The organism is Streptomyces botrytidirepellens, from assembly GCF_003721215.1.
Classification (GTDB): domain Bacteria; phylum Actinomycetota; class Actinomycetes; order Streptomycetales; family Streptomycetaceae; genus Streptomyces; species Streptomyces himastatinicus.
The window spans coordinates 24,252-35,101 of record NZ_RIBZ01000878.1 but is presented as its reverse complement, the minus strand read 5'-3'; the positions used below and the strand labels follow the sequence as shown (position 1 = coordinate 35,101).

The window sequence follows — 10,850 nt, the reverse complement described above, 5'->3', positions numbered from 1 at the left end:
CGCCGCCTGGCAGCGGACGCGCCCGGTCCGGTGGGGCCGCCCGGTCCGGTGGTGCGCACGGGCCAGCGCCGTCCGGTCCGCTCCGGATGCCCTCCGCCGTCCGCCGCCGGGGGTTCCGCACCCGCGGGCTCAGGAGCCGCCCCGGCGGCCGCGCCGTCGAGCCGTCGCAGCTCCTCGTGGACCGCGGCGTGCACCGCCTGGTCCGCACTGTCCCGGCGCAGACACTGGCGCAACAGCTCGGGATCGAGCCCCTCGTTGCACGCCTGGTGGAGCAGCTTGGCGAAGAGGTAGTGCGGATCGACCCGCAGCGCCCGGCCGAGCGCGACCCGGGCCGAGGGCTCGTCGCCGGATGACCAGGCGACCCACCCGGCAAGGGTGAGCGGGGCCGCGGCGTGCTCCCCGTACGAGCCGACGCAGCGGCGGGCCAGTGCGCGCCACAGCCGCAATGCCGCCTCGGCGTCCGGCTCCTCCATCCACTGGGCGGCCCGGTCACGCGCCATCCTGTCCTGTAGCCCGATGATCAACGAGGCGGCTTCCTCGTCGTCCAGCAGGCCGTCGTCGCGGGCATCGGCCGCGCCCGGGTCGGCGATCGGCGGCGCGCCGCGCAAGCGGTCCATCATCCGGCGCGCGAGACCCAGGGTCTCCTCCCGCACGGCGGCACAGTCCACACCTCCCAGGATCTTCGGTACGAGCCGGCTCCCGGCCATGTCCAGCGTCCGCTCCTGCCCCTCGGCGCGGGCCCCCGTGAGCGGCGCGAGCCTGGCCTCCATCTCGCGCAGCGAACCGCGCACATGCACCCCCGCGAAGGTCGCGGCCGCGGCCATCACCGAGGTGCCCGGCATGGCGAGCGGGACCCCTTCCGGCGGACAGCAGCGCCGGTCGGGACAGACATACGACCAGAACCGGCCGTCGGAGAGGCACAGCGCCTCGAAGACCGGCACCTCGAGGCCGCCGCACGCGGTGCGCAGACGCTGGGCGAGGGGCCGCAGCCGCTCCATCACCTCCCGCCCGGACTCGCCCTCGGCCGGTTCCTGGCACAGGAACAGCACGATCCCGTCGGGCCGGTCACCACGCCGCTCACTGCCCCCGATCAGGCATTCGGCGAGCTGATCGCACACCTCGGGCCACTCCTCGCGGACGCGGGGGATGCCGAGCCGGAGTCTGCCGCCGAACCGGCCGCGCGGTCCGTGCAGCGCGATCATCACCACGCTGTCATCGGGGTGGAAGCCCAGAACGTAGGGCAGGGCGTCGGCGAGCTCGGCGGGGCTGCGGAGGGTGACCTGCTCCTCGCCGGACAGACCGGCCGTGTCGTTGTCTCGAGTCATGACCCGACGGTCCCTCAGCCCGGTCGGCTCCGCCAGCCCTGTGGATAACGTTATCCACAGGCTGCGGGCCCCGCTCGCGCGTTGTCGGGGGGATCGGGTTGCATGGGGGCATGAGCGACGAAGATCTGCGTATCTCGGCCGACCGCGTCCTGGCCCGCCTCGTCGGGGACACCACCGGCTCCGCACGACTGCGGGAGGATCAATGGCGGGCCATCGAGGCGCTGGTCGCCGATCGCCGCCGGGCGCTGGTCGTGCAGCGCACCGGCTGGGGCAAGTCCGCGGTGTATTTCGTCGCCACCGCGCTGCTGCGCGAGCGCGGCAGCGGCCCGACCGTGATCGTCTCCCCGCTGCTGGCGCTGATGCGCAACCAGGTCGAGGCCGCGGCGCGAGCCGGTATCCACGCCCGCACCATCAACTCCTCGAACGCCGAGGAGTGGGACACCATCCAGGCGGAGGTGGCCGCGGGTGAGGTGGATGTGCTGCTGGTGAGCCCCGAGCGGCTGAACAACCCCGACTTCCGCGATCAGGTGCTGCCCCGGCTCGCCGCCGCCACCGGGCTGCTGGTCGTGGACGAGGCACACTGCATCTCCGACTGGGGCCATGACTTCCGGCCCGACTACCGCAGGCTGCGCACCATGCTGGCCGACCTGCCCCAGGGCGTGCCCGTGCTGGCCACGACGGCGACGGCCAACGCCCGGGTGACGGCGGATGTGGCCGAGCAGCTGGGCACGGGCGGGCGCGAGAAGCCGGGCGACGACGAGGGGAGCGCGCGGGCTCTGGTGCTGCGCGGGCCGCTGGACCGGGAGAGCCTGAGCCTGGGCGTGCTGCGGCTGCCGGATGCCGCTCACCGGCTCGCCTGGCTCGCCGACCACCTCCATGAGCTGCCGGGCTCCGGGATCATCTATACCCTCACCGTCGCCGCGGCCGAGGAAGTGACCGCGTTCCTGCGGCAGCGCGGCCACACCGTCGCTTCCTACACCGGCAAGACCGAGAACGCGGACCGCCAGCAGGCCGAGGAGGATCTCCTGGCCAACCGGGTCAAGGCGCTGGTCGCCACCTCCGCGCTGGGCATGGGCTTCGACAAGCCGGACCTGGGCTTCGTGGTGCACCTCGGTTCGCCCTCCTCCCCCATCGCCTACTACCAGCAGGTCGGGCGCGCCGGGCGTGGTGTGGAGCACGCCGAGGTGCTGCTGCTGCCGGGCCGCGAGGACGAGGCGATCTGGCGCTATTTCGCCTCGCTCGCCTTCCCGCCCGAGGAGCAGGTGCGCCGCACCCTCGACGTCCTGGCGGCAGCGGACCGGCCGGTGTCCCTGCCCGCGCTGGAGCCGCAGGTCGAGCTGCGGCGGTCGCGTCTGGAGACGATGCTCAAGGTGCTCGACGTGGACGGGGCGGTGCGGCGGGTGCGCGGCGGCTGGACGGCCACCGGCCGGCCCTGGACCTACGACGCCGAGCGGTACGCCTGGGTGGCGCGGCAGCGCGAGGCGGAGCAGCAGGCGATGCGCGACTATGCCTCGGCGGCCACATGCCGGATGGAGTTCCTCCGGCAGCAGCTGGACGACGAGAAGGCGGCGCCCTGCGGTCGCTGTGACAACTGCGCGGGGCCCCGGTTCACCACCGAGGTGTCCGACGCTTCGCTCGACGCGGCGCGTGGCGAGTTGGGGCGGCCCGGTGTGGAGGTGGAGCCGCGCCGCATGTGGCCGACCGGGCTGCCCGCGGTCGGCGTCGACCTCAAGGGGCGTATCCCGGCGGGCGAACAGGCCGCGGCCGGGCGGGCGCTGGGCCGCCTCTCCGACATCGGCTGGGGAAACCGGCTGCGTCCGCTGCTCGCGCCGCAGGCCCCGGACACCCCGGTCCCCGACGATGTGGCGAGCGCGGTGGTGACCGTGCTCGCGGACTGGGCCAAGGGCCCCGGCGGTTGGGCGTCGGGCGACCCGGACGCGCCGGCCCGTCCGGTGGGGGTTGTCTCGCTCGCCTCGCACACCCGGCCTCAGCTGATCCAGAGCCTCGCGGAGCGGATCGCCGCCATCGGCCGGATGCCGCTGCTGGGCACCGTCTCGTACCACGACACCGAGGTGGACACCCGCGTGCCGCGGACCAACAGCGCGCAGCGGCTGCGGGCGCTGCACGGGGCGTTGACCGTGCCGCCCGCACTGGCGTCGGCCCTCGCCGAGGCCGGTGGCCCGGTGCTGCTCGTCGATGATCTGGCGGACACCGGCTGGACGTTGGCCGTCGCGGCCCGGCTGCTCCGCCGGGCCGGTGCGGCGGCGGTGTTTCCGCTGGTCCTCGCCGTGCAGGGCTGAGCACGACGGTGGTCCGGAGAGGGGTGAGGAATATAGGAGGCACATAGCCGCAAACCGGCCAGGTGTGCCAACTGCTCATTGCCGCGCGCGAGCGCTTCCCGCAAGAATTGTCAGAAGCTCCCCGCGCCGGCCCTCTCGTGGTCCTGACGGGGCCGTGTCGTGGTGTGCGCCCGCGCCCGACCCTCGCACGGACCATGGGCGCGCAGACGAAGGGAGGACCGTGACCTTCGGCTTCGCTCCGCCACCGTCCGCCGACCCCGCTGTCCGGCTGGGCCGGATGCTCGAACCCGCCGAATGGGCCGCCGCCGGCATTCCGCTGCTGCGCAATCCGCGCGAGGTCGTCCTCGGGCTGCACAGCCGCCATCTGCCGGCTCCCTCGACGGCCGTCGTCGCGGTCCTCGATCCGGAGGAACGCCTGACGGCGAGCGCCTCGTTCAGGCAGCACGGCTCCGCCGCACCCGACGGATGGGCCTTCCGCAACGCGCTCCTGGCGCAGCTGCGCCAGGTGATCCCGCACGATCTGCGGCGCCGCTCGCCGGTCCGCACCGCCGTGCTGCTCTACTGCCGCGAGGGTGAGAGCCGGTGGACCGAAGAGGACGGCGCCTGGATGTGGGGTCTGCGGGACGCCTGCACCCTGCACGGGCTGCGCTGTGGTGCGTACATCACGCTGACCCGGGAGGGCTGGCAGGTCCTGGGAGAGGGGCGGGGCGGCCGTCGGCCGCACTCCGCTTCGCTCCGGACCACCCTGGGGATCGCCCCCGCACCCGATGGCGACGCGGCGCCCCTGCCGCGTCCCCTGAACGGGACACACGAGGTGCTGCACCGCTCAGCGGCCGTGTGACCGCCGGCCGTCCGGACGCCGGACAGCTCCGTGACGTGCGTCAGGGGCTGCCGGGCACCGGGCGTACGGGAACTGCGGAATCAGACGCCCGCGGTCATGAGGGTATTGATGCGCTGCGGGTCACCGCAGACGATCAGCAGCGCCGAGGCGCGGCTCATCGCCTGGGGCAGTGCACCGGCCACGGCATCGTCCGCTCCGCCGTTGACGGCGACGACCACGACCGAGCGGCCCTTGGCGCGGGCGGCGTCCGCGGCGGCGTAGAAGACGTCGTCACCGGCGTCGTGCTGCGCCCAGTAGGACGCCTCGCCGAAGGACAACTCGTGTGCCGCCCACGGATGCTGGTCCCCGGTGGTCAGCACCAGGATGTCGCCTGGCGCCCGGCCGGAGTCCAGCAGCAGGTCGACCGCCTCGTCCGCCGCGTCCAGGGCGCCGTCCACCGAGGCGGGGATCAGCTGGATCTGGGGCGCGGCCGTCGAGGCGGGGGCAGTCTTGGCAGCCGAGGCCGTCGGTGCGGTCGGCGCAGGCTTCGCCGCATCGCTCGTGGTGCGCTGCGACGGAGCAGACGAGGTCCCGGCGGAACCACGGTTCGGACCGGGGCTGCCGGGCCGCCGCGGGGCGGGCCGGGGGCCGGGACCAGGGACAGGACGAGGGGTCGGCGCGGTGCGGCCTGCGGCCGGTGTCGCGCGAGGACCCGGGACACTCTCGTGAATCTGAGGCTCCTCGGGGATGAGAGGCATGGGCTGATGTCTATCAAACGTCGGTGCGAGTCGCACCGGCGGGTGGTGGTTTGGACCGTTCGGTCTGCTCAGAAGTCGAAGCCGAGTTGGCCGTCGACCTCCAGCTCGGACGGTCCAGGTGTGGTGCGCACGCGCTTGAGATGCCGCCAGCGGGGCAGCCCGTCCAGGTAGGCCCAGGACAGCCGGTGGTGGGGCGTGGGCCCCTGGTCCCGCAGGGCGGCGCGGTGCACGGGGGACGGGTATCCGGCGTTGTCCCCGAACCGGAAGTCCGCGTGTGCGTCTCCCAGTTCGGCCATCAACGCGTCCCGCCGCACCTTGGCGATCACGGAGGCGGCTGCGACGGCCACACAGGACTGATCGCCCTTGATGACCGTGCGGACCCTCCAGGGAGCGCCGAGGTAGTCGTGCTTGCCATCGAGGATCACCGCGTCCGGACGGACGGGCAGCCCCTCGAGAGCCCGGGTGGCGGCGAGCCGGAGGGCGGCCGTCATCCCCAGGTCGTCGATCTCCTCGGGCGAGGAGTGACCCAGGGCGTGCGCGGTGACCCACGTCTCCAACTCGTGCGCCAGCTCCGTGCGCCTCTTGGGGCTCAGCAGCTTGGAGTCGGTGAGCCCGGTCGGCGGGCGCCGCAGACCGGTGACCGCCGCGCAGACCGTCACCGGGCCCGCCCAGGCCCCTCGCCCGACCTCGTCGACACCGACGACGATCTTGGCTCCTGTCGTGGCGCGGAGCGAGCGCTCGACACTGTGGGTGGGCGGTTGGTAGGCCATGGCGAGGACAACATTACGCCGCTCACCCGGGCGCCGTGTACCCGGATCAGGCGCTGCGCCCCCGGGTGACCGGAACGGGTCCGGCCGGGGACGGCTTCGACGCCCCTCCGTACCCAACCGGACGCGGCGCGGGGGGATTCGGTGGTGCGGGGTACCCGGCCGCGATCTGGGGGCGGCACTCGGTACCGTCCGTCAGTCCGCCGCCGGGATCCAGGCCGGGAGCGGCTCGGTGAGCTCCTGCCATGCGCGAGGCGGTGCGCCGCCAGAACCGGACGCGACCACTCCCCCGGCGATCGCGCAGGTGGTGTCCACGTCCCCGCCTGCCTGCGCGGTCGTCCAGAACGCGTCCTCGAAGGAATCCAGGTGCCGGGCCGCGGCCCACAGGGCGAAGGGCACGGTGTCGTGGGCGCTGGTGCGGCGGCCACACCCCAGCACCGCGGCGACGGTACCGGCGTCCGCGTAGTCCAGCATGTCGCGGGCGCGCCGCAGCCCCGCCTGGACGGCGCTGCGCGGGACGACCTCGACCACCCGGTCCAGCAGGGCTTCCGGCCCGCTGTGGCCCGCCGGGTCGGCCACCACCGCTGCCGCGGCGGCCACCGCCATCGCCCCCGCCACGGCTTCCCGGTGCTGGTGCGTGGTGTACGCGGAGATCTCCGCCTGATGCGTCGCCTGCTCCACGTCCCCGGCGTACCAGGCGCCCAGCGGAGCGATCCGCATGGCGGCGCCGTTACCCCATGATCCTTGCCCCTGGAACAGCCCGGAGGCCAGATCGCGCCAGTCGCCGCCCTCCCTGACCAGCCGGAGCATCCGGTTCACGGCGGGGCCGTACCCCCGGTCGAAGTCATGGCGCACGGCGAACGACCGGGCGAGGTCGTCCTGGTCGATCCGGCCGTGCTCGGCGAGGACGGCCAGCACGGAGCAGCCCATCTCGGTGTCGTCGGTCCACTGCCAGGGGGAAGGCGGCAGTTCTCGGCGCTTGAGGAAGGGATAGTTGGCGGGAACGAAGAACTGGGAGCCGAGGGCGTCGCCCACGGACAGCCCGCGCAGGCTCGCCAGAGCCCGGTGGTAACGGTCAGCGGTCATCGCTGGGCACTCTAACCGGTGAGTCCGTAGGGCTCGGGCGTACACCAGCGCTCGAAGGGGCGGTCGAGGTGGTAGCGGCCGTCGGAGCCCAGCAGCAGCATCCGCGTCTCGGCGTTGTCCGGGTTGGACAGGGACTCGAATTCGGCCACGCTCCAGTGCAGCCAGCGCATGCAGAACAGCCTCATGGTCAGCCCATGGGTGACCAGCAGGACGTTAGGCGGGTGCGCCGGGTCTTCGAAGCTGCGCCACAGGCTCTCCAGGAACGCGTCCACCCGGTCGTAGACATCGGCCCCGGACTCGCCCTGGGCGAAGCGGTAGAAGAAGTGCCCGTAGGCGTCGCGGTACGCCTTCTGCTTCCGCACGTCCTCGCGGTCCTGCCAGTTTCCCCAGTCCTGCTCGCGCAGCCGCGGCTCCTCCCTGACCCGGGTACGGGAAGGGTCCAGGCCGAGCAGCGCCAGGGTCTGATGGGTGCGCCGGTACGGCGACACATAGACCGAAACGCGCTCGTCGGCGAAGGTGGCACGCAGCCGGACACCCGCCTCCTGCGCCTGCTGCCGCCCGGTCTCGGTCAGTCTCAGGGCATGGTCGGGCACGCGTTCGTACACCGAGTCATCGGCATTCCCCTCCGATTCTCCGTGCCGTATGAGGATGATGCGCCGGGGTCGTGCCATGCGGCCCACCCTAGATCGGGCGTCGGGCAAGCGCCTCGCTCCCCTCCTCCGTCACCAGGCGGCCGTCGCGAATCTCGCAGAGACGGCCGGTGAACCGGCGGCGCAGCAGCCGGTCGTGCGAGACCACCACCAGCGCGCCTTCCCATCGGTCCAGCGCCTGCTCCAGCTGCTCCACGAGGCCGAGGGCGAGATGGTTGGCGGGCTCGTCGAGCAGCAGGAGATCGGCGGGGCGGGCCAGCAGCCGGGCGAGGGCCAGGCGGCGGCGCTGACCCGCGGAGAGCGCCCCCACCGGCACATGGAGATCACGCTCATGGAACAGGCCGTAGGACAGCAGCAAGGCGGCGTGATCCTCCGCCGCACCCGGCAGCCCGAGCCCGAAGGCCGATAACAACCGCTCCCTCGGGCGGGCGACCGGAATCTCCTGCGCGAGGTAGCCGATGCGGCCTCGACGCACCACGTGGCCCTCGTCCGGCCGCTCCACACCGGCCATCACCCGCAGCAGGGTGGACTTACCCGCCCCGTTCGCACCGTGGACGAGCAGCCTCTCGCCCGCGGCCACCGTGAGCGCGTCCACCGCCAGCCGGTCACCCACCCTGACCCCGTCCAGGCCGACGAGCGCCCCTTGCTCGCCGCCCGCCGCGGGGCGCCCGGCGAACCGCAGCGGTTCCGGCGGGCGCGGCACCGGGTCCTCCTGGAGCCTGCGCAGCCGCTCCCGGGCGTTGCGCACACGGCTGGAGACCGAGGACTGCACCCGCCCCCTGTCGCGGTCGTAGGCCATCTTGTTGCCGTCTTTCATGCCCCGGCCCGGCGCGACCCGCCGCGCCACCGTCGTGGCGGACTCGGCCAGCGCGGCCGTCTCCGCGCACCACTCCTCGTAGGCCTGCTCCCAGCGGCGGCGGGCGGCGGCCTGTTCGGCGAGGAATCCGCGATAGCCCCCGCCGTACCGCACCAAGGTGTGCCGGTCGGCGTCCACCTCGACGATCGCGGTCGCCACCCGCTCCAGGAACATGCGGTCGTGGGAGACCGCCACGAGCGTGCCCGGATGGGCCCGCAGCGCGTCCTCGAGCCAGGTGAGCGCCGTGCCGTCGAGATGGTTCGTCGGCTCGTCGAGAAGCATCACCTCGGGAGCCGCGGCGATCAGACAGGCCAGCCCGAGCCGGGCCTGCTCGCCCCCGGAGAGGCTGCCGAGCCGCCGCTCCCTCCCGACGGACCCCAGCCCCAGACCGTGCAGGGCCTTCTCGACCCGGCTGTCCGCGGCATAGCCCCCGCGCGCCTCGAAGGCAGTGAGCACCTCGCCGTACTCGGCGAGCGCCTCCGGAGCGGAGCCGGTGAGCTCGGCCTCCAGCTCGCGCAGTCTGCGCTCCAGGGCACGGACCTCCGCCAGGGCCGCGTCGACGGCATCGCGGACCGTGTGATCAGGGGGCAGCTCGGGCGTCTGGCCGAGGTGTCCCAGGCCGCCATCGGCCATGGTGACCACCACGCCGTCGTCCGGCGGTTCGGTACCGGCCAGGGCACGCAGGAACGTGGACTTGCCCGCGCCGTTCTCCCCGACGACGCCCACGCGCTCACCGGGCCGCACCGCGAACGACACGTCGTCGAGCAGGGTCCGGTCGCCTCGGGACAGCGTCACACCGCGCAGTGAGATCTGAGTGGGCAAGGGCACACCTCCGCGCATCCGAGCGGTACGTCATACAAACAGAGCCTGTAAACACAACCATAGTTGCATTACCCTCAGGGTGACACAGGAAACCCGCTAACACAACAGGAGTTGCAATTGTCGGAGAGTGCGTCCCACACGCCCGGCACCGTCCGCCCCGGCGGGCGCACCGCGCGCACCCGTGCCGCGGTGCGCGACGCCGTGCTCACCGGCCTCGCCGAGCACGGCTATCCGGGCCTGACGGTCGAGTACGTCGCCGAGCACTCGGGCGTCCACAAGACGACGGTCTACCGGCGCTGGGGCAGCATCGAGGGGTTGGTGGCCGACGCGCTCCAGCTCGCCGGGGAGGATTCCTGGACACCCCCCGACACCGGCAGCCTCGACGGGGATCTGCAGGCCCTGGCCCGCGAGGTGACCGAGACGTTCGGCGACGCACCGGCCGCGGCCGCACCGACCGCCTTCGTCGCCGCCGCGTTCCAGTCCCGGCGCGCGGCGGAGGCGCTCCATGACTTCTATGCCGAGCGGTTCGCCCGGTGTGAATCCGTGGTGACGCGGGCTGTCGAGCGCGGCGAGGCGCCCGTCGGCACCGACGCCGCGGCGGTCGTCCGCGCCGTATCCGCCCCGCTGTTCTTCCGGGTGCTGATCACTCGCGAACCCATCGGCACACCGCTCGCCGACCAGTCGGCAGCCGCCGTCGCCGCCGCCGTCCGGGCCGGGGCGTACCTCCCGGCCGGGTGACGCTCGGACGCGCGGCCCAAAACCTCAACCGGTCGGCCCCTCAGACCGTCCAGGCCGACTCGACGCCCACCACGTCGCCGGCTATCGCGGCCACGTCCGCCTCCGTCTGGGCGCGCAACCCCAGCCGCTCCACACGCTCCACCCGGTACTTCCCGTGTTCGGCGGCCGAGTCCCACATCGACAGCACGAGGAACTCGTTGCCCGGCGCCTCGCCGAAGACCCCGCGCAGCATGCCGGGCGACCCGGCCATCGCCGGATTCCACACCTTCTCCTGCACCAGCGTGAAGTGGTCCACCCGGTCCGCGTGCACCCGGCAGTGCGCGACCCGCAGCACGTCCGCGTCGTTGAACCGGGGCTGGAAGCCGACCTTCACATCGAAGCGATGCTCGAAGAGCCGGACCTGCATGTTCCGGTACGTGCCCGACTGCGCGGCCGCCAACCGATTGTGCGACCGCGCCATGAAGGAGTCGTAGAACGCCCGGCTCTCCCAGAACGCGAAAATGTGCGCCACGTTCGGCCGCCCCCGGCTCCAGCCACCGCCCTGCCCCCGGAATCCCGGCTCGCCGGGCATCCCCGCCCACTTCCGCTGCCCCCGCTCGAACCCCGGACGGTCCACGACGGTGCAGCGAATCCACTTGACCAGCACCGCGCCATCCTACGGCCCCGACGGTGGCCCGCATCACACAGCGAACCGTCCGCCCCGCACATCGGGGTGGACGGGCGGGTGC

At 73.2% G+C, this 10,850-nt stretch carries 10 protein-coding genes; 3 read left to right on the top strand and 7 right to left on the bottom strand.

Features of this window, described 5'->3' with window-relative positions; all coding sequences use genetic code 11:
- Positions 1 to 1,325 (bottom strand): DUF4192 domain-containing protein (locus EEJ42_RS48500; protein ID WP_246097994.1); only part of this gene is annotated, 1,325 nt, incomplete at its 3' end.
- Positions 1,326 to 1,435: 110 nt separating this feature from the next.
- Here EEJ42_RS48500 and EEJ42_RS48495 point away from each other — a divergent pair.
- Both EEJ42_RS48495 and EEJ42_RS48490 read left to right on the top strand, forming a co-directional pair.
- Positions 1,436 to 3,625 (top strand): RecQ family ATP-dependent DNA helicase, encoded by a 2,190-nt coding sequence (locus tag EEJ42_RS48495; protein ID WP_123108508.1) that lies wholly within the window; start codon positions 1,436 to 1,438, stop codon positions 3,623 to 3,625.
- Positions 3,626 to 3,845: 220 nt separating this feature from the next.
- Positions 3,846 to 4,466: a hypothetical protein gene (locus EEJ42_RS48490; RefSeq protein WP_123108507.1), complete on the top strand. Its 621-nt coding sequence runs from the start codon at positions 3,846 to 3,848 to the stop codon at positions 4,464 to 4,466.
- 80 nt (positions 4,467 to 4,546) lie between these two features.
- On the opposite strand, the gene EEJ42_RS48485 is transcribed toward EEJ42_RS48490, so the two are convergent.
- The 5 genes from EEJ42_RS48485 to EEJ42_RS48465 all read right to left on the bottom strand — a co-directional run bounded on the left by EEJ42_RS48485 (position 4,547) and on the right by EEJ42_RS48465 (position 9,402).
- Complete coding sequence (locus EEJ42_RS48485; RefSeq protein ID WP_123108506.1) at positions 4,547 to 5,203, bottom strand: hypothetical protein; 657 nt, start codon at positions 5,201 to 5,203, stop codon at positions 4,547 to 4,549.
- Positions 5,204 to 5,271: 68 nt separating this feature from the next.
- Positions 5,272 to 5,973, bottom strand: a complete 702-nt coding sequence (locus tag EEJ42_RS48480) for a ribonuclease HII (protein ID WP_123108505.1) — start codon at positions 5,971 to 5,973, stop codon at positions 5,272 to 5,274.
- Positions 5,974 to 6,165: 192 nt separating this feature from the next.
- Complete coding sequence (locus EEJ42_RS48475; protein WP_123108504.1) at positions 6,166 to 7,056, bottom strand: ADP-ribosylglycohydrolase family protein; 891 nt, start codon at positions 7,054 to 7,056, stop codon at positions 6,166 to 6,168.
- A gap of 11 nt (positions 7,057 to 7,067) precedes the next feature.
- Complete coding sequence (locus tag EEJ42_RS48470; protein ID WP_123108513.1) at positions 7,068 to 7,727, bottom strand: histidine phosphatase family protein; 660 nt, start codon at positions 7,725 to 7,727, stop codon at positions 7,068 to 7,070.
- Between the two features lie 10 nt (positions 7,728 to 7,737).
- Entirely contained in the window at positions 7,738 to 9,402 is a 1,665-nt protein-coding gene (locus tag EEJ42_RS48465) for an ABC-F family ATP-binding cassette domain-containing protein (protein ID WP_123108503.1), read from the bottom strand.
- A 93-nt stretch (positions 9,403 to 9,495) separates the two neighbouring features.
- Here EEJ42_RS48465 and EEJ42_RS48460 point away from each other — a divergent pair, with 93 nt between their 5' ends.
- The gene (locus EEJ42_RS48460; protein WP_123108502.1) at positions 9,496 to 10,122 is read left to right on the top strand and encodes a TetR/AcrR family transcriptional regulator; all 627 of its coding nucleotides are present in this window, start codon (positions 9,496 to 9,498) and stop codon (positions 10,120 to 10,122) included.
- Between the two features lie 40 nt (positions 10,123 to 10,162).
- Here the strand turns inward: EEJ42_RS48460 and EEJ42_RS48455 are convergent, their stop codons facing one another.
- Positions 10,163 to 10,768, bottom strand: a complete 606-nt coding sequence (locus EEJ42_RS48455) for a YdbC family protein (RefSeq protein WP_009714582.1) — start codon at positions 10,766 to 10,768, stop codon at positions 10,163 to 10,165.
- Positions 10,769 to 10,850: the final 82 nt, after the last annotated feature.

Excerpts from the sequence above, each read along its gene's own strand:
- EEJ42_RS48480 (WP_123108505.1), bottom strand. The coding sequence starts at position 5,973 with ATGGCCTACCAACCGCCCACCCACAGTGTCGAGCGCTCGCTCCGCGCC.
- EEJ42_RS48475 (WP_123108504.1), bottom strand. The coding sequence starts at position 7,056 with ATGACCGCTGACCGTTACCACCGGGCTCTGGCGAGCCTGCGCGGGCTG.
- EEJ42_RS48495 (WP_123108508.1), top strand. The coding sequence starts at position 1,436 with ATGAGCGACGAAGATCTGCGTATCTCGGCCGACCGCGTCCTGGCCCGC.
- EEJ42_RS48485 (WP_123108506.1), bottom strand. The coding sequence starts at position 5,203 with ATGCCTCTCATCCCCGAGGAGCCTCAGATTCACGAGAGTGTCCCGGGT.
- EEJ42_RS48470 (WP_123108513.1), bottom strand. The coding sequence starts at position 7,727 with ATGGCACGACCCCGGCGCATCATCCTCATACGGCACGGAGAATCGGAG.
- EEJ42_RS48465 (WP_123108503.1), bottom strand. The coding sequence starts at position 9,402 with ATGCGCGGAGGTGTGCCCTTGCCCACTCAGATCTCACTGCGCGGTGTG.